The 17,555-nt window shown below is 54.4% G+C and carries 17 protein-coding genes; 4 read left to right on the top strand and 13 right to left on the bottom strand.

What is annotated here, in order from left to right; translation table 11 throughout:
* Nucleotides 1-477: 477 nt before the first annotated feature.
* Both greA and MKX42_RS02505 read right to left on the bottom strand, forming a co-directional pair.
* Nucleotides 478-960 carry a transcription elongation factor GreA gene (gene greA, locus MKX42_RS02510; protein ID WP_036691918.1) on the bottom strand — a complete coding sequence of 161 codons (483 nt, stop codon included), beginning with the start codon at nt 958-960 and terminating at the stop codon, nt 478-480.
* A 116-nt stretch (nt 961-1,076) separates the two neighbouring features.
* Nucleotides 1,077-2,543 carry an MDR family MFS transporter gene (locus MKX42_RS02505; protein ID WP_340750979.1) on the bottom strand — a complete coding sequence of 489 codons (1,467 nt, stop codon included), beginning with the start codon at nt 2,541-2,543 and terminating at the stop codon, nt 1,077-1,079.
* A 225-nt stretch (nt 2,544-2,768) separates the two neighbouring features.
* Here MKX42_RS02505 and MKX42_RS02500 point away from each other — a divergent pair, with 225 nt between their 5' ends.
* The 3 genes from MKX42_RS02500 to MKX42_RS02490 all read left to right on the top strand — a co-directional run bounded on the left by MKX42_RS02500 (nt 2,769) and on the right by MKX42_RS02490 (nt 5,231).
* Nucleotides 2,769-3,200: a MarR family winged helix-turn-helix transcriptional regulator gene (locus MKX42_RS02500; RefSeq protein WP_340750977.1), complete on the top strand. Its 432-nt coding sequence runs from the start codon at nt 2,769-2,771 to the stop codon at nt 3,198-3,200.
* 96 nt (nt 3,201-3,296) lie between these two features.
* Nucleotides 3,297-4,466: an ATP-grasp domain-containing protein gene (locus MKX42_RS02495; RefSeq protein ID WP_340750975.1), complete on the top strand. Its 1,170-nt coding sequence runs from the start codon at nt 3,297-3,299 to the stop codon at nt 4,464-4,466.
* 3 nt (nt 4,467-4,469) lie between these two features.
* Nucleotides 4,470-5,231 (top strand): esterase family protein, encoded by a 762-nt coding sequence (locus MKX42_RS02490; protein WP_340750972.1) that lies wholly within the window; start codon nt 4,470-4,472, stop codon nt 5,229-5,231.
* Nucleotides 5,232-5,324: 93 nt separating this feature from the next.
* Here the strand turns inward: MKX42_RS02490 and MKX42_RS02485 are convergent, their stop codons facing one another.
* The 11 genes from MKX42_RS02485 to MKX42_RS02435 all read right to left on the bottom strand — a co-directional run bounded on the left by MKX42_RS02485 (nt 5,325) and on the right by MKX42_RS02435 (nt 16,228).
* Complete coding sequence (locus MKX42_RS02485; RefSeq protein ID WP_340750970.1) at nt 5,325-5,612, bottom strand: DUF6509 family protein; 288 nt, start codon at nt 5,610-5,612, stop codon at nt 5,325-5,327.
* A gap of 33 nt (nt 5,613-5,645) precedes the next feature.
* Nucleotides 5,646-6,734, bottom strand: a complete 1,089-nt coding sequence (gene rlmN / locus MKX42_RS02480; protein ID WP_340750968.1) for a 23S rRNA (adenine(2503)-C(2))-methyltransferase RlmN — start codon at nt 6,732-6,734, stop codon at nt 5,646-5,648.
* A 191-nt stretch (nt 6,735-6,925) separates the two neighbouring features.
* Nucleotides 6,926-7,282, bottom strand: a complete 357-nt coding sequence (locus tag MKX42_RS02475) for a nucleotide excision repair endonuclease (RefSeq protein WP_036722768.1) — start codon at nt 7,280-7,282, stop codon at nt 6,926-6,928.
* Nucleotides 7,283-7,463: 181 nt separating this feature from the next.
* Nucleotides 7,464-8,012 carry a TetR/AcrR family transcriptional regulator gene (locus MKX42_RS02470; RefSeq protein WP_340750966.1) on the bottom strand — a complete coding sequence of 183 codons (549 nt, stop codon included), beginning with the start codon at nt 8,010-8,012 and terminating at the stop codon, nt 7,464-7,466.
* A 52-nt stretch (nt 8,013-8,064) separates the two neighbouring features.
* Nucleotides 8,065-9,246, bottom strand: a complete 1,182-nt coding sequence (locus MKX42_RS02465; RefSeq protein ID WP_340750964.1) for a nitric oxide synthase oxygenase — start codon at nt 9,244-9,246, stop codon at nt 8,065-8,067.
* Between the two features lie 47 nt (nt 9,247-9,293).
* On the bottom strand, nt 9,294-10,142 hold the full coding sequence (locus MKX42_RS02460; RefSeq protein ID WP_340750962.1) for an EcsC family protein: 849 nt from the start codon (nt 10,140-10,142) through the stop codon (nt 9,294-9,296).
* Between the two features lie 163 nt (nt 10,143-10,305).
* Entirely contained in the window at nt 10,306-10,587 is a 282-nt protein-coding gene (locus MKX42_RS02455) for a hypothetical protein (RefSeq protein ID WP_340750960.1), read from the bottom strand.
* A gap of 481 nt (nt 10,588-11,068) precedes the next feature.
* On the bottom strand, nt 11,069-12,490 hold the full coding sequence (locus MKX42_RS02450) for a hypothetical protein (protein WP_340750958.1): 1,422 nt from the start codon (nt 12,488-12,490) through the stop codon (nt 11,069-11,071).
* 161 nt (nt 12,491-12,651) lie between these two features.
* Complete coding sequence (locus MKX42_RS02445; protein WP_340750957.1) at nt 12,652-13,197, bottom strand: hypothetical protein; 546 nt, start codon at nt 13,195-13,197, stop codon at nt 12,652-12,654.
* A 76-nt stretch (nt 13,198-13,273) separates the two neighbouring features.
* Nucleotides 13,274-15,265: an FAD-dependent oxidoreductase gene (locus MKX42_RS02440; protein ID WP_340750955.1), complete on the bottom strand. Its 1,992-nt coding sequence runs from the start codon at nt 15,263-15,265 to the stop codon at nt 13,274-13,276.
* Nucleotides 15,266-15,388: 123 nt separating this feature from the next.
* Nucleotides 15,389-16,228, bottom strand: a complete 840-nt coding sequence (locus tag MKX42_RS02435) for a MerR family transcriptional regulator (RefSeq protein ID WP_340750953.1) — start codon at nt 16,226-16,228, stop codon at nt 15,389-15,391.
* A gap of 205 nt (nt 16,229-16,433) precedes the next feature.
* Between MKX42_RS02435 and MKX42_RS02430 the strand changes: the two genes are divergently transcribed.
* A complete protein-coding gene (locus MKX42_RS02430; protein ID WP_340750951.1) occupies nt 16,434-17,543 on the top strand; it encodes a GIY-YIG nuclease family protein in 1,110 nt (369 codons plus the stop codon).
* Nucleotides 17,544-17,555 lie beyond the last annotated feature (12 nt).

The following is a 17,555-nucleotide window of genomic DNA, read 5'->3' as shown; positions in this document are numbered from 1 at the left end:
ATAAGTTAGTTAAGAGCACCTCAGTCCTCCGAGCGTGCAGAATAGCCCAAACGTCTGAAATAACGGCCTCCCAGTCCGCATGGATTGCGGTAGCATGGATGATGTATGGCTGCGATAGGCAAAACTACTGAATTCTACGTACGTACCCAAGACTATACAAAATAACCCCACAAAGCCATCCATGCCGCTGACGCGGCACCACAGAAAGTGGAAATGGTTACACGCTTATCTTCATTCGTAAAGTTATTTCCAGGGCAGGGGGGCTTTAGCGTAGGTGATGACTCAGGTACTTTGCGGGGGCCCCAAGACATTCTTATCTACAAGTGGAAACGGCTTTGCCGTCCTTTTAAAGGACGGGACCGTTTCAGGGAGAAATAGAAGGATAAGTTATCGTGTGCAACATATAATTTCTTATATTTTTAAAAAAATCCCGCACCCTTAAATTAAGGGCCACGGGATTCCGGTTAGGTCTTCGGTTTACAGCATTTTGATCTCAAGCAGCTCATATTTGATGATACCCATCGGGGCGTTGACGCTGATGATATCGCCTACCTTTTTGCCGATCAGCTCTTTGCCGAGCGGGCTCTCGTAGGAGATCTTGTTGTCCAGCACATCGGCTTCCGCCGGGCCAACCACTCTATATTCAATCTTCTCCGAGTACTCCACATCGTTGAGGATAACGATGCAGCCTACGCTGACTGTACTCAGATCCATATTGCTGGCATCCACGATCTGCGCCTTGATCAGCATTTTCTCCAGAATCATAATGCGGGTCTCCATGAAGGATTGATCCTCCTTGGCGGAGTGATATTCGCTGTTCTCCTTCAGATCGCCGTAGCTGATCGCCAGCTTAAGCCGGGCTGCAAGCTCCTTGCGCCCTGCTCCCTTCAGTTCCCTCAGCTCTTCCTCCAGCTTGGCCAAGCCTTCTTTAGTCAAAAATACTTCGTCATTATTAGACATGTATACAACTCCTATTATTTGCTCGCTTTATAGTATTCTAACTCATAATCGCCCAACATGCGAAGAGAAAGCGCTATAACGCATGATAAAGGAGTATTTACGGCAGAGTCACGGCTTCAAGCCTCCACCTGCGGAGCAGCGGCCGCTGCAGATTTGCCGCTACTGCCTCTCAGGAGGAAGGTCAGCGGAATAGCCAGCAGCCCCACTGCCGTAGCGATCAGGAAAATATCCTGTACGCCCATCGTCATCCCCTGCGCCTTCAGCAGAGAACCCGCTGCCCGGGCCGTCCCGTCCGCCAGTTGCTGCTGATGGGCCAGCGATCTGGAGGCGAGCAGCGAGCTGAATACGGCAATGGATAAGGCACCTGTAGCCTGGCGGACCCAGTTGGTTACAGAGGAGGCATGGCCGGTTATGGCTCTTGGCACCGCCGACATGCCGGCATTGGTCACCGGCATGAAGGCCAGTGCAATGCCGACATTGCGCACCGCCATAAGCACCGCCACACGGGTATGGGTCACAGCCAGCGTGATGTGGGCAAGCTCCCAGGTCGAGGCGCTTAGAAGCAGAATGCCGCCGAGGATCAGCCAGAACGGTCCAATCCGGGAGTACAGCTTGCCGACCACCGGTGACAGAACGGCCATCACGATGGAGCCCGGTAACAGTACCAGCGCGGTCTTCAGCGGGGTGGACTGCTGGATATCCTGCAGGAAGACCGGGATCAGGAAGGTCCCCGAGTATAATGCAATAGTGATAATACAGTTGATGATCAGGCTGTAGGTGAACCGGCTCTGCCGGAATACCTTCAGATTCAGCAGCGGCTCCTGGATCGACAGCTCTCTGCGGATGAAATACGTTAAGGCGGCCGCCCCAACCAGCAGCAGGGTCAGGGTGTTCCATGATGTCCAGCCCCAGGCGCCCCCTTTATTGAAGGCCAGAATAATGAAGGCGCTGCTCAGAATGACTGTGACGAAGCCCGGCAGATCAAAGCTTCTGCTCCCGGTATTCTGCCGCTGGAACGGCAGGCACTTCAGAGCTACGGCAATGGCAATCAGGCCAATCGGCAGATTAATCACGAACAGCGATTTCCAGCCGAAGTATCCGGTCAGCCAGCCACCGAGTGTCGGGCCGAAGGCAGGCGCCAGCATCGAGGACAGGCTCCAGAGGCTCATGGCGAAGGCCTGCTTTTCTTTGTCGATAAACTGATAAATCATTGTCATGGTGGTGGGGATAATCAGGCCGCCGAATACTCCCTGGATAATGCGGAAGGTAATCAGGGAGTGAATATTCCAGGCCACCGTACACAGTGCCGAGAACAAGGTGAAGCCCGACAGGGCGAATACGTATAGAACCTTATAGCTCCATTTATCCCCGAAATAACCCACCACAGGCGCAATGACGCCGGTAGCCAGCAGATACCCGGTAATCATCCATTGTACGGTGCTGATCCCGGCGTGGAAGTCCTTCAAGAAGACCGGGAACGCTACGTTAATGGTAGTTGTACTGAGAATAGCCATGAAGTTGCCGAAAAAAATGGCCAGAATAATCAGCCAGAATGATGAATGTTTTGCCGCCGGACTGCTCAAGGGCGCTCTCTCCTCTATTTTGCGGTTCACCTTAATATAGGTGTATGATACAATTAAATTAATATATGTGTATTATACAACTATATTTCTGAAAGTCAATGTGACTTATTTCATGATTCTTTCATAATGAGGCGAGAATATCCGGTGTCTTAGCATAAGGCCGGTATTATCAATTATACTAGGGAGACATATGACAAAGTAACCGGTAAAGGACGGAATCTAACTATGGCTGACGAACAGAAGGACAAGCACCTCGAAGCTCTGAACCAGGAGCTGATTACGCTGATCCGCCACGGCTCGCTGGATAAGAAGCATGGCGGGCTGGACCGCTCCTCGTATACCCTGCTCCACCATCTGTCGATGCACGACAAGGTAGGCGTTAAGGCGCTTGCCGAGCATTTCGGCCTCGATACCTCTACCATCAGCAGACAGACAAGTGTCCTGGAGGCGAAGAACTATGTGGAACGGGTGCCTGATCCGCAGGACGGCCGCTCCAGCTATTTTCAGCTTACTGCGCTTGGTGAACAGACCTTCGCCGAGGCCCGGGACATCCGGCTTGCACGCTACGGGGAGATCTTCGGGGACTGGTCCCCGGAGGACTGCGGACTCTTCAGCGGACTGCTCGCCCGGCTCAACCGCACCCTGCAGCAAAAATAGCACGAAGAGGATTGACGGATGCTGGCGAAGCTGGTAGATTGAATTAATCATACAAAATAACTCGGAATTATATTTTAGCCAAAGGGGCCGGTCTGCATGAACTTTATTTTCTTTTCCCCGCATTTCCCCAAGAACAGCGCTGAATTCTGTACGCATCTGCGGGAGCAGGGGGCCACGGTGCTCGGGATTGGCGATGCAGCCTATGACCAGCTGGAGGACAAGCTGAAATCGGCACTGACCGAATATTATAAGGTAAGCAATCTGGAGAGCTATGAAGAGATTCTGCGGGCCGTTGGCTATTTCACCCATAGATACGGCAAGATTGACCGCTTCGAGTCGCTGAATGAATACTGGCTGGAGCAGGATGCCGCCATCCGTACGGACTTCAACATCTACGGCACCAAGTCGGATTTCGTCCATAATCTGAAGCAGAAGTCCAAGATGAAGGAATTTTTCCGCAAAAGCGGGGTAAGCACCGTCCAGTTCTCCACCGGTACAACACGCGTGAGCGTCGAGAGCTTCATCCAGAGCGCCGGCTTCCCGCTGGTGGTAAAGCCCGATCTTGGCTCCGGGGCCAGTAATACGTATAAGATCAATAACGAAGAGGAGCTCCAGCACTTTTTTGACACGAAGCCGGAGGATGTTGCCTTCATTATTGAGGAATTCATAGACGGGGTCATCCTCACCTATGACGGCCTGGTGGACAGGGACGGGAATGTACGCTTCGCGGTCAGCCACCTGTTCGAGAACAGTGTGATGGATGTCGTCAATACGGACAATCACCTCTACTACTTCTGTCTGCGGGAGATCAGCCCGGAGGTCGAGGAGGCGGGGCTTAGCATTTTGCAGGCTTTTGACATCCGGGAACGGTTCTTCCATATCGAGCTGTTCAAATCGCACAAGGATGGCCGCATTATTGCCCTGGAAGTGAATATGCGTCCGCCCGGCGCCTGGATGACTGATGCGATTAACTTCGCCTATGATGTCAATGTGTATAAGGAATGGGCCAGTATGGTCGTGCATAATGAAGTCGGCGGTCCATATGAAGGCAAATATTATACCGGCTACGCCAGCCGCAAGAATCATAAGCATTACGCTCACAGCCATGAGGACATCTACCGTGCATTCGGCGGGAAGATCGTCAATTATGACGAGATTGAAGAGGTCTTCAGCAGAGCGATGGGCAACCGCGCTTATCAGTTCCGTTCCCCCGAGCTTTCGGAGGTCAGAGACATTAGAGGCTATATTCAACAAGAAGAGGGATAGGATGTGTTAACGGATGAGGATAAGCTACATAAGGAGTACAGCCACAACCTGGGCAGAGACATGGAGTATAAAATATACGGCCACGCCGGCAAACCGATGCTCGTCTTCCCCACCTCACTTGGACGCTTTTATCAATATGAGGATTCGGGCATGATCGATACGCTCTCGTCCTTCATTGAAGCGGGTAAGCTGCAGATCTGGGCCTGTGACAGTCTGGATGAGGAGACCTTCTTCTCCACCCACTGGAACAATGAGGACCGGATACACCGTCATGAGCAGTATGACAAATATATTGCGCATGAGCTGATTCCCGGCATCCTCCATGAGAGCAAACACAGCAACGGCGGGACCGACCAGCGCATTCTGATCTCAGGCTGCTCGATGGGCGCGTATTACAGCGCCAGCTTCTTTTTCCGTTATCCGCACTATTTCGATACCTTGATTGCCCTGAGCGGCGTCTACTCCACCTACTACTTCTTCGGCGACTATATGAGCGGGAACGTCTATCTTAATTCACCGCTGCATTATCTGCCGGGGCTCACGGATGAGCATTATCTGAACCAGTACCGCAGCAGCACAATTATCGCCTGTGTCGGTCAAGGGGCGTATGAGGACGAGATGCTTCATGAGACCCGGCTGCTTCAGGAGGTGCTGGGGCAGAAGGGCATTCCGGCCCGGATCGACTACTGGGGCCATGATGTCAGCCATGACTGGCCGTGGTGGAACAAGCAGATTCATTATTATGTGGAAGGCTGCCTGGGCTAGTGAAGCCGGGGCTTGAACGCGAACCCATTTGTACAAAAAAAGGAACTGCTGAAATCGGCAGTTCCTTTTTCTCGAGACCACTATCGCCTTGTCCTATGCAGGAACATGCTCCGAACAGAACTGAAGCAGCGCGGCTTCCTCATCTTCTTCCATATCGAAATCGAGCAGCTGGCCTGACGAGGTCTCCAGCAGATCGTAGCTGACAATGCTTGCCTGCTCTTCTTCCACCTTGACAATCACGCGGGCGGACACGCCGTTCTCCACGTACAGCTCATCATCCTCCGGTACATCAATATTCACGACGAACTCATACCGCTTGCCGCTTAGGATATTAAATGGATCTCTTACGTTCTCCACGGTGTAGCTTGTAAATGTCAACAAGTTGCATTCCTCATTTCTCAATTCACTGCCAGATTATTGTAACACAGTATCTGCGGCTTTGCCTTTGGTCTTCTTGATCTGCTTGCTGCGCAGCTGTCCGCAGGCCGCATCAATATCAACGCCCTGCTCCAGCCGGGTGCTGACGCTGACGCCCTGCTTCTTCAGCGTATCGAAGAACGCACGCACCGACTCCCGCTCGCTCCGCTGATACTGGCTATGCTCATCCACGGGATTATACGGAATCAGGTTGACGTTCGCCAACTGGCGGCGGTCTCCGATTAACTCGGCCAGCTCCAGCGCATGCTCCTCGCGGTCATTGATATCCTTCAGCAGAATATACTCCAGCGTAATTCTCCGGTTCGTCTTCTCCAGATAGTAATCAATCGCCGGCATTAACTTCTCTATAGGAATGGCCCGGTTAATCTTCATAATCTGTGTCCGCAGCTCATTATTCGGGGCATGCAGCGAGATCGCCAGATTAACCTGCATATTAGCGTCGGCGAATTCTCTGATTTTGTCCGCCAGGCCGCTGGTGGATACGGTGATTCCTTTGCCGGCAATCGCCAGACCCTTATGATCCTTGATGGTAATCAGGAAGTTCAGCAGATGCCGGAAGTTATCGAACGGCTCGCCGATCCCCATAACCACGACATGGGTAACCTTCTGGCCCAGACCGGCCTGATCCAGATAATGCTGGACCTTCATAATCTGCTCCACGATCTCTCCGCTGGTCAGGTCCCGGCTCTTCGCCAGCAGCCCGCTTGCACAGAAGCTACACCCGATATTACAGCCGACCTGAGTGGTGACACACACGGACAAGCCATATTTCTGCCGCATCAGCACTGTCTCAATCAGGTTGCCGTCCTGGAGGCGGAAGAGGAACTTCACTGTACCGTCCGCCGATTCCTGCTTCACATGCTCTTCCATCGTCTGAAACACATAATTCTGTTCCAGCAGCTCTACGCATTCCTGATTCATTCCGTCCATCTCGGCGAAGCTGGTGATCCGCTTACGGTACAGCCATTCCCAGACAGCAGTGGCCCGGGATTTCTTGTGGCCATGCTCCAGCAGCCATGCCGTTAACTCTTCCAAAGTCAATCCATAAATGGATTCTTTATTCATTTCATATCCTCTTTTCAAAACATTAAAGTTCAATCTATCTATTCTACCTTGACAGGGACATTAGCAGCAACAATACCTTATTGTCTCAAATTTCGTTTATTAAAACAAGAGGAAACACTGCGGAATTGGGGGCTTGGAGCAGGGAAAATAAAAAGCGCAGTCCGCAGGGACCACGCCTTTTCCGTTAAACCTTATTTATACAGAACCTTCTCGACATTGTATTTCGCACGAAGCTTGTTCACAATATAAGTCTCATAAATCTCTCTGTCCACCGGATCTTCGACGAGGCAGACTTCGATGCGGGTAACCTCATCACGGTGGGGCTTCATCACGGATACATTGTCCTCGAAATGCTTCTTGATCCGCGGTCTCAGCTTGCGGGCCTTGCCCACAAACAGCAGCTCATCCTGATCATTGTAGAACATGAAGATGCCGCCGGCTTCGCGGGTAATCAGGTGGAAATCGGTAAATCCGTAAATATGGCTCAGCTCAGGGTTAGCTTGCTTGTAAATAATAACTTCCGGTGACGGAATGGTAATGCTGATCATTAAGCTTCACTTCCTCATTGGATATAGAAATAAATAGTATCACAGAATAGGTAACGTGACTATTTCTATCTTGTGCAAATTACTCTTGAGCTATAAGGAAAAATCAAAAAATCCGGCCACTTGCCTTTAAATAATTAAGGTAATTGATCAGTCACTATTATTATACTGTCTGGCTCTTATGTTACTTACGCTTCGGCTTCAGTTCCGGCATATCCAGTGTAAGAGCCATATTGCACAGCATTGAGTTAGCCAGGAAGGTGCTCACCTTGACCTCAGGATGCGCAAACCCGGCAGCGGTGAACTTACTCTCCATCAGACCGGTCACCTCCTGCATTCCAGCCTGCATGGCCTGCCGGATCGCTTCATCCCGGATGCCGCTTGCCTGCACCTGAAGAATCATCTCGTTCGGATGAGTCTCCATCAGCTGCTCATAACATTGGATCGCTTCGGCTAGCATTTGTTTTTTAGGGGCGCGAAATCCGGCAAAAGTACGGAGAACCCGTTCGAATGCACGCTCCAGCGCAGCTATGAACAGCTCTTCCTTATTCTTGAACAGCTTGAAGATGTATGGCTGGGAGATTCCCACCTTCTCCGCTACCTGCGCGGTTGTTGCGCGGTAGTAGCCATGTTCGGCAAAAACAATCACCGCCGCCTCCAAGATCTGCTCCCGGCGGTTCACTGTAAGAGTCTCATCCCCCTGTGAACGGGTCTTACCGGATTGCTTATTCATATAGCCCTCCCCTTCTGCTGAAGCATCCGCTCCCGCAACAATTGGTTATTGATCAATCACCCTTCATGGACTGATGAAAAGGGCAACCCTTCGCTTCCGCAGCTTCATGCCCCCCAGAATCCGCCTGTTGCTTCTTCCGGTAGACGAAGCGCGGGCTTAGCTGCAAATCTCGCAGCTTATTATCATTCCAGATCGGCGTGGAGGAAGGAGACATCGGCGGAATCAGCCAGCCCCACTTGCCTGACACTTCCCGTCCATGTTGCTTCTCCTGTTCCTGGAAGCGGACGAACTGGTCTGCGGCTGTATGATGGTCCACAATACTGACTCCGGCCTGCTTGAAGGAATGGAGGACGGCCCGGTTCAGTTCCAGCAGCGCCCGGTCCTTCCACAGCGAGGTATTAGTGGAGCGGTCCAAGCCCAGAAGATCAGCCACCGCAGGCAGGCGGTTGTAGCGGTCCGTATCCCCGAAATTCCGCGAGCCGATCTCCGTCTCCATGTACCAGCCATTGAATGGCGCTGCCGGGTAACGGATGCCGCCGATCTCCAGGCACATGTCTGAGACAATCGGAACGGAGTACCAGCGCAGACCCAGCTCCGTGAATTGCGGGATCTCCGGGTGGCTGAGCGGCACCTCCTGTACAAGTCCTGCCGGGATAGGGAAGCAGCGGGGTTCCTCCCCGCCGATGCTGATCACGAGCGGCAGAATGTCGAAATCCCCGCCTGTGCCCTGCCAGCCCAGCTTAAAGCAGATAGCGGTGAATTCATCCGAAGCCGGGTCACCGGCTCTTGGATGCTCCCCGTCCCCGGGATAACCGGCATAGCGGATCAGCTGATGATTCCAGATCCGGATGGCACGGTCCGGCTCTTCACTGTGGAAGACGGTAATGACCGGCCGTATCCGGCCGCCGTTATTCGCATGCTTCATATGATGCAGCAACGCCTCCGCGACCTCCGCCACAGTCTCTGCTCTGCGGGCGTCAATCACATCTAGGGAATGCCAGAACAATCTTCCGATGCAGCGGCTGTTATGGCGCCAGGCCATCCTTGCCCCGTGCGCCAGCTCTTCTGCCGTATGCCTATATGTACCTGTGCGCTGCACCTCTTCGCGTATCTCCGCCAGACGAAGGTCACGTTCACCCTCTGTTAACCCCAGCTCCTGATAGCAGGCCGTAATGAAGGACTCCGCCTGCCAGATCAGCTCCTGAGTGCTATGCTGTAGAACTGTGTGATTCATCTTCTCTCTCCTATCCATGCGTGCCCTGCTACAGTACCCTCAGCGTATCATCTCTGCTCCAGCTCTGCCAGCCTGGAGATAATCCGTCTTTTGCGGTAGAGCATCCGCGCAGCCTCTGTGACCTCCTCCAGCGTCTTCCGGTTGAGGTATGCGCCGAAGAACATGCCTGCGACCGGAACGGTCTGGAGCAGCTTTTTCCAGCCCCAATTGTCGCGGTATACAGTCACTACCTCCTTCCAGCCCTGAATCCTGGAGACGGTCTCCTGAGTTGCGGCAATAATGTTGCCGTCCCCGCCTGCCTGCAGATTCAGCTCCTTCAGCAGGGTGCGCTTCCCCACTACATCGGAGGAGGCGAACTGCATCACCTTCACGGTAAAGATCCGCTCCGCCTTATCCGTCGGATCGTAGCCATAACATAAGCCGATCTCCTGAATCGACTTCAAAGAGAGGCCCAGGACAGCCGGTATATCCGCAGCCAGTGTGAAAATCCCGCCGAAGCCCGTGGTCGCCCCCTGGGCCGTAGCCGTATTCCGGCTTCGCTCCGCGAGCTTCAGTGCCACTGCATCCATGACAGCCAGCGGGTAAGGCCCGGTAGAGGGAGCGCCCGCCGCCCGGCTTGTCTCTTCCATCAGCTTGCCCACCTTGCGCCCGGCCACCAGATAGTTGCCGCCGTTCTGGATGTAGCCGCCCAGTTCATCGAGCAGCCGGCCTACCTTCTCGTGGATAACCTTTGGCGTGATGGCATCAAGCAGCTTGAACGGCAGCCGGGTTATCCGGTCCCAGATCATCAGCCTGTTCTGCTCTTTCTCCCACCTGGTAATCTCCTTAAGCGCGGAATACAGCATCTCCGGTGTCTCCGGAGGATTCCATGAACCGGTGTTGTCCGCTTCTGGCATAGGTGTGTACCTCCTCTGAATGGTCTCGTCATTACCTTATAACCCTATTTCACAGCAAGTGATTGCAGAGACCCCATATCCGGGCCTCGGATCCCAGCAACAGCAAACCGGCACTCCCGGATCAACTCCGGGAATGCCGGTTCACTATAGCCTGGTTCAGGCTTTAATCCTGTGACTCGCCTACCTGCCCGTCCAGCGAAGACAATCTGCGCTTCTCTTCCTCCAGCCTCTCTTGGACCAGCTCTACCCCTTGTCTGCCGACCGAGCCTTCCGGGGCATGGCGCACGGCTTCTTCAGCGTGCTCCAGGCTGTTCTCTGCCTGCTCCATCATCTGTCCGGTCGGATGACTCGAAGCCTGGGTTACAGCATTGTGCAGCTTCGTCAACGCATCGTGCGCCTGATCCACCGTACTGTTGGTGCGCAGACTAGATTCGTAATGCTTCATAAGATCCTTCCCCTCCATCACAATGTCCGTTCTTCTGTAGGATGGATTAGGGAAGGAAATCTTATGCGGATTGTAAGCGAGGGGTTCACCCGGATCGAATATCGGATGGGTTATGGCGGGCACTCTTTTTCCATGCGGACCATACGGACGTTAGTACTCTCAAAATCGTGGCTTTTGGCTACATGCGGACTGGAGAGATCTTATCCCAGCAAAAGCAAGGCCGAGTTAGGCCAAATGGTAGCAATAAAGGCTTTGGAGTCCGCATGGGTTCGAAAACAGGCTGATTTCTGAAAATAACGGAACTGGGGTCCGTATGCACCTGGGTGGGCGCGGTTATGAAGTTACAATGCTCAGGTATGGTGTGGACTCGAGTGGTGGTGGCTATGGAATTACGGCGTTGGGGTCCGAACGCGCCGAGTGGTAGTGGCCTGGAGTCCGTATCTGCCCGGGCCGGGTGGAGTGTATAGAACTAAAGCGGCGCCTACACCAGGAACATGGCGACAATCGTCATGGCCGTAAGGCCCAGCAGGACCGGCTTCAGATTGCGCCGGGCCAGCTCGAACGGGCTGACGCCGCAGATCGCAGCGGCGGGAATGAGCGCCCATGGGATCAGGGTGCCGCCGCCGACCCAGATGGCGGCCACCTGCCCAAGGGCGGTCAGCGTTGCTGCGCCGGAGTGGATCGCGGCGGCGAACAGCCCGGCAATCGAGCCGGCCAGCGAGATGCCGGAGAACCCGGAGCCGTCGAGGCCGGTGATCGCGCCGATTACCGTCAGCGTTATGGCGGATGCCGCCCCGTTCAGCGGCACGTGATTCGCCAGGGCTACGCCCAGGTCGTTCACGATGCCGTGCGAGCCGTCCGGCAGCACCTTGCCGTACAGCTCGGTGAAGGCGGCGTCGCCCAGATAGAAGAAGGCGGCAATCGGGATGACCGGCCCGAAGACCTTGAAGCCGAAGGTAAATCCTTCAATGAGATAGGCGGTGATCTTCTCCAGCCCCTGACCCTGGCCGCGATGGGCCAGCAGGGTAACGACTATCAGGATCAGCACGGCGGTTCCCCCGACCAGCGCGGTAGCATCGCCCCCTTGCAGATGCAGCACGAACATGCCGGTCACATCCAACAGGAACAACAGCGGAATGGCGATGGCCAGCCCTTTGCGCAGACGGTCACTCACGAGGACTGGCTGGTCATCATCCGTCCCCGCATCAGCCAGCGGCTCAGCTGCTTCCGGGGAAGAGACCAGGCCGTCTCTCCACGTGCCGTTCTTCTGGTCCCGCTTCATCATCCAGAATGCACTTACCGTAGTGACAATCCCCATCACAGCAACCAGCGGGATACTGGCCTGCATTACGCTGGATACCGGAAGACCGGCGGCATCCGCCGTCAGCTTCGGAGCGCCTTGAATAATATAATCGCCGGAGAGGGCGATCCCGTGCCCGAACAGGTTCATGGCTACCGCTGCGCCCAGCGCAGGCAGGCCGACCCGGACCGCCACGGGCAGCAGAACCGCCCCGACCAGCGCTACCGCAGGGGACGGCCAGAAGAAGAACGAGGTTACCATCATAATCAGCCCGATTCCCCAGTAAGCCATCGCCGGTGTGCGCAGGAACCGGGTGAGCGGCGATACCATCGTCTCATTGATGCCTGTTATAATCAGAATCCGGCTCATCGCCACGATAATGGAGATAATCATTATGGTGCCGAGCAGCTCCTTAGTCGCATAGACAAAAGAGTTAAAGATCCCCGACACCGACCCGCTGAGCGTCACCGTTGCCAGCAGACCGAGCGCCAGAATCCCGGTCACACAGATCATGGTTGTATCACGCCGCTTGATCAGCAGCGCCAGAATGAACACAATAAACACCAGATACACCCAATGAATCGCAGTAAGCTGGATACCCATTAGCCATGCGCCCCCTTTCCACTTACAAATAGCAAGCAGGTGCTATATGCTATGCAGGAGGATAGGCCATTGTTCGCTTCAGGGACGCGCATAACCTCACAAAAAGACCCCCGTCTCCACATCACATGGGTTCAGGGATCTTATTTGCGGATTACACTCTGTTACCGGTGCCTGCCTGCTCTTCTGGCCCGGAGGAACGCGAGCTGCTTCAGTCTGTCCTGATCGTATAAGCTGCCCGCGGTTTCCGGTTGCCCGGTATGTAGATGGGTAATCTCCTGCACTGCTGCCGGTCTTGCGGCGGCAGGAAGAAGAGTGGAGGTGCCGTCCCTGTGAACGATCAGGCTATGGCCGGGCGAGGAGTGCGGCTCACGCACATACTCGTCAAGGTAGCCATATACCTTACGCTGCATCACAGGATCTTTGCTCATCCGCTGCAGAATATTCGGAGCGATTACAAGCTCTCGCTGATCCCTCCGGTCTCCTGCATCAGTCTTCTCCCCCTTGCTGCCGTCTTTGGCTACCGCCATAATGCGGACGGACAGACCGTACCTTGCCTTGATTCTGCGTGCCTGATCTTCGATTGCCGCTCCCACAGCCGCCATCATCTCCGGGAAGCTGAGCGGAGATGACCCGGCGGAAGTGTACTCCGCCTGTTGCGGTGAGCGGGTCAGCGAAGCAGCGTTGATTCGTGATATGGGAATATACATCGGACGTTCCTCTTCTCGCGCGTAAAGTTCAGGACAACTCTTTATCGGCAAAAAGAGGAAAATTACTTATAAAGGGCTATTCCTTAGCCAATGCGCCCGCAGCCGCATCCTCGCCGCCGAGCCGCCCGGAGGTGAAGGAGTAGCCCAGTCCAACGCCGTTGCCTACATAGGTATCATTGAATAACACCCCTTCAGACTCCACACCCACGGCATACAGTCCTTTGACCGGCAGACGCTTATCATTCAGCACCTGGAACTTGGTATTGACCAGCAGACCGCCCACCGAACAGAGGTTGTTGATCTCGGCAATAACGGCGTAATACGGTCCGCTGCTGCCCATAGGAACCAGATATTCCTTCGCCTTGCCGAACTCCGTATCGGCGCCAGTCTTCGCTGCTTCCTCATAGAGCTTGAAATCAGCGGTAAACACTTCAGGGTCCATCCCTGCATTCTTCGCCAGCTCCTCCAGCGTATTGCCCTTGAAGCCGTCGCCGCTGGCTACCATGGATTCGAAGACTTTATCGGCATCCTTCCAGGGCTGGTCCAGCGTGAACTTGTCTTTATAGGAGGCATAGAATTCCGGCGGCATACCCGGCAGCTTAGGTGCCTTAAGCCCCTTCATTCCCTTGGTCTTAAGCGCTTCCAGCTGCGCCTGTGAGACAATCACCAGATGATACGCTCCGTTAAAAGCACTGGTATTCGCTGCCGCAACCGCTGTAAGCGTCGCCGCCTCATCTCTGAATCTCGCACCCGAAGGGCCGACATTCATCAGGGTTGGCAGGTAAGACAGCATCATCGGATAGCTGGCTTCAAACGGCTCATACTGCGTCTTCAGCTTATCTGTAGCTCTGGCCAGCGTCTGGTGCAGCATCTGCCCGCCGAAGTTGTCCGGCACCTTCGCGCCGATCTCCCAGGACATTTTCAGCCCTTCGCCGATGTTCTGCCCAAGCCCGCCGTTCACGCCCTCGAAGCCAAAAGCTTCCTTAACCATCTCTTTATTCCCGGCATAACCGCCGGTAGCCATTACAACGCTCGTTCCTGAAATCTCCAGGGTAGTTCCGTCAGACTTCTTGGCCACGACTCCGGTAACCTCTCCATTGGCGCCCGTCATCAGCTTCTGTGCAGTGGCCTCCGTGATCACCTGTCCGCCGCCCTTCTCTACGGATGCTGCAAGCATCTTGCGCAGCAGCTCCTGGCGGGTCTCATAAGGAGGCAGCATATGGAGCTGTTCCCCGGCGAAGTTCAGGAAGGTAGTGGTGTAGCCCTTACCGGTCAGCCAGTCATAGGTCTCGCCCGACTTCGTGACGTACTGGCGGATTGCCGCGGCATCCACACGCCAGTGGTTGTTCACGATCCAGTCTGCAATTTCCTTCTCGACTTCTACTTTAAGCCCGCTGCTTAGCGCGGCAGAGGAGTTGTAGAATTTACCCGCCCAGGACAGGTTGCTCGCGCCGCCGATCGTCGCTGTTTTCTCGATCAGGATTACCTTCGCGCCCTTATCCGCTGCTGATACCGCTGCCGATACACCCGAAGCGCCTGCTCCCACAACGACAACATCCGCCGACAGCTGCTCAGTCTTGCCTTCTCCCGATTTCACTACAGCCTTGGTTTTAAAAGCCTCCACATTGCCGCCCGCCTGCTTAAGCGCGTCCTCCACAGCGGTCAGAATCGCCTTGCTGGACTCGGACGCCCCGCTGACGGCATCAATATTCAGGGTCTGGCCGGATAGAATCTCCTCCTTGACCTTGTTGATCGCCTCCACCCCGATTCCGGCGGTTTCATTCTGGCTGACCACATTGATTCCGGTAATAACCGAATTATCGTCAAGAGTCACCTCAACCTGAATCTTGCCGTCCTTGCCTTCAGCCTCTGCTTTATAGGTTCCCGCTTTGAAGCCTGCCGGTACAGCACTTGTATCCGCTGGCTGTGACGCCTGCGGCGAAGCGGACGGCTGCTCTGAAGCTGCCGGTGCGGCGGAATTGTTACCGCTGCAGCCGCTTAGGAGCGACAGGACCAATACCAGACATACGGTGAATAGAAACACCTTTTTAGTTGCTTGCTTACGCATCAATTTCTCCCCCTATGTGGTTAATGCAGCCCCGTTTCTCTCTCTAATAGGACTGCTGACTACCGCACACAGTGTAAACCTTGGTACTGTACCAAGGTCAATGAACAATATGTGAAACTTTTCTCAAAGTAGAACGGACGCTTCCTCCGATTCTACCGGAATGTTAATCTCCAGATACGTCTTGCTGCCGTTACCCGTGCGCTCGGTGAACAGAATTTTACCGCTGATGTCCCCGCTAATCTTATAATTCCGTGCCTTCACATAGTCCAGCATGAACCCGAACGCTCCCCGCTCCAGGTAATCCTCGTGGCCGCTGACAATGACGGCAGAGATGCAGGCCGCCGGCTCCAGAACCTCCACGCTGTCGTTCAAGCTAACGCCAAGCTTCACCTGATCCTCCGCAAGCAGGCCAAGTCCCCAGCTATACTCCAGCTCCCCTAGTCCGCAGACGCATTCGCCTGCCTTATTCTCAACCCGGAAGGAGTAGAAGGTGAACGGCAGCAGCTCCATCCACGCCTGGACCGTGTCTTTGAGCTCCTCCTTGTGTAGCAAATGATTCTTGTTCGTCTGCTGAATCCGGTACATGCCCGGCACCTGCTTCATCTTGCATGTATATAGGGATGCGCCCACCTGCGCCAGCTCCGCCTGAATCTCCTGAATCTTGCCGAGCAGCAGCGTGCTGCGCCGGATCTCCTCCTCCAGCTGCATACCCGCAGCGGCAATCGACTCCATCACTTGCTCACATGGCGCGTCCTTAATCAACCCGGCTACATCCTGAAGCGGAATCTGCATGCTCCGGTACCATCTGCTCGTCAATAGATTGCGTGCATCCAAATCGTTGAAATACCTGTAGTTATTATGATGATCCTTCATCGGCCGGACAATATCATGTTTCTCATATAATCGCAGTGTATCTGCCGTCACTCCAAGAATGGATGCAAATTCACCGATCGAATACTTCATCAGCAGCCCCCCAGCTTACTTGATCGCATACGCTCATGCCTATCGTTCATGTAGTTAATGATAGAGGGTTTGGCCGGGAGACATTGTGGATTATGTCACACCGCTTCTGCCGGAGGACCGGGAAGAGCTTTTCCTGTCGCAGGTAGCAGCGGCATGGTCTATACTTGAAAGATACGGAAGAAATTGACGAACGGAGGCGGCTGCCATGACCGCAAATCTAACAGACAAGGTCGCAAGCCTGCCCTTGACGCCTGGCGTATACCTGATGAAGGACGGCCTGGGCCATGTGATTTATGTCGGCAAGGCGAAGCAGCTGAGGAAGCGGGTCCAGTCTTATTTTTATAATAATAAGGGGCATTCGCCTAAGGTGAAGCAGCTCGTTAAGCATATCCGCGATCTCGACTACAGGCTGACCGATACGGAATTTGAAGCCTTCATGCTCGAATGCCAGCTGATCAAAGAGATCAAGCCGATGTATAACCGCAAAATGAAGAACCCGCTCGCCTACAGCTATATTTCCATCGTAGACAAGGCGCCTTCGCCTTACCGGCAGATTGAGATTGGCTACGAGCCAAGTGCAGAGGCGGGCAGCCTCATATATGGCCCTTATACCAGCCGGAGTACAGTGGAGAGAGCGGTGCTGGGCATCAAGGAATCACAGCGCATTCTGTGCAGCAGTCCCCATTCCCGCAGCTCCCGCTGCCTGAACCATTCGCTGGGCTTATGTATCGGCATGTGCGGAGGCGGGGAGGCCGCTGTGGCGCAGTATGAAGCCGTCATAGACGAGATGATCTGCTTACTGGAAGGCAGAGACAGCGGAATTGTGGCCGGACTGGAAGCCCGGATGGAGGACGCCGCGCTGCGGTTCGACTTCGAGACCGCTGCCAAATTCCGCGATTATCTGGGGGCAGTCCATTCGCTGCTGCAGAAGGAGCAAGTGATTGAATTCACCGGAGCGAACAAGAATATTATCGTGCTGGAGCCGGTGGACGAACAGTCCCATAAGCTGATCTTCATCAAGGGCAGCGTGATTCTCTACCGCACCCTGCTGGCAAGAGACGCGCTGAACGAAGGGCAGATCACCGGGATGATCGCTGCATCCGCCCGGGAGGTTTTCCGCAGCAGCAGCCAGACCGCCGCTACGGAAGAGATGAGCCGCCACAAGATCGACGAGGCACAGATCATCTACAGCTACCTGAAGAGCAGCTCCAGCCATTATCTGCTCGTCCCGCCGGAGTGGCTGGAGGATGAGGGTGTGACGGGGTTAGAGGAAGGGATAGCCGAACTGGTTCAGTCTTCTGTCTTGGATATGTAGCAATTGATTTTG

Origin of the sequence: Paenibacillus sp. FSL R7-0204, assembly GCF_038002225.1 — a bacterium.
In the GTDB taxonomy this organism is placed as follows: Bacteria; Bacillota; Bacilli; order Paenibacillales; family Paenibacillaceae; genus Paenibacillus_AQ.
The sequence above is the reverse complement of the archived record's forward strand: the minus strand, read 5'-3'. Positions and strand labels throughout refer to the sequence as shown.

Excerpts from the sequence above, each read along its gene's own strand:
- greA (WP_036691918.1), bottom strand. The coding sequence starts at position 960 with ATGTCTAATAATGACGAAGTATTTTTGACTAAAGAAGGCTTGGCCAAG.
- rlmN (WP_340750968.1), bottom strand. The coding sequence starts at position 6,734 with ATGAATAAAGAATCCATTTATGGATTGACTTTGGAAGAGTTAACGGCA.
- MKX42_RS02440 (WP_340750955.1), bottom strand. The coding sequence starts at position 15,265 with ATGCGTAAGCAAGCAACTAAAAAGGTGTTTCTATTCACCGTATGTCTG.
- MKX42_RS02465 (WP_340750964.1), bottom strand. The coding sequence starts at position 9,246 with ATGAATCACACAGTTCTACAGCATAGCACTCAGGAGCTGATCTGGCAG.
- MKX42_RS02450 (WP_340750958.1), bottom strand. The coding sequence starts at position 12,490 with ATGGGTATCCAGCTTACTGCGATTCATTGGGTGTATCTGGTGTTTATT.
- MKX42_RS02435 (WP_340750953.1), bottom strand. The coding sequence starts at position 16,228 with ATGAAGTATTCGATCGGTGAATTTGCATCCATTCTTGGAGTGACGGCA.
- MKX42_RS02460 (WP_340750962.1), bottom strand. The coding sequence starts at position 10,142 with ATGCCAGAAGCGGACAACACCGGTTCATGGAATCCTCCGGAGACACCG.
- MKX42_RS02455 (WP_340750960.1), bottom strand. The coding sequence starts at position 10,587 with ATGAAGCATTACGAATCTAGTCTGCGCACCAACAGTACGGTGGATCAG.
- MKX42_RS02500 (WP_340750977.1), top strand. The coding sequence starts at position 2,769 with ATGGCTGACGAACAGAAGGACAAGCACCTCGAAGCTCTGAACCAGGAG.
- MKX42_RS02470 (WP_340750966.1), bottom strand. The coding sequence starts at position 8,012 with ATGAATAAGCAATCCGGTAAGACCCGTTCACAGGGGGATGAGACTCTT.
- MKX42_RS02445 (WP_340750957.1), bottom strand. The coding sequence starts at position 13,197 with ATGTATATTCCCATATCACGAATCAACGCTGCTTCGCTGACCCGCTCA.
- MKX42_RS02430 (WP_340750951.1), top strand. The coding sequence starts at position 16,434 with ATGACCGCAAATCTAACAGACAAGGTCGCAAGCCTGCCCTTGACGCCT.
- MKX42_RS02475 (WP_036722768.1), bottom strand. The coding sequence starts at position 7,282 with ATGATCAGCATTACCATTCCGTCACCGGAAGTTATTATTTACAAGCAA.
- MKX42_RS02495 (WP_340750975.1), top strand. The coding sequence starts at position 3,297 with ATGAACTTTATTTTCTTTTCCCCGCATTTCCCCAAGAACAGCGCTGAA.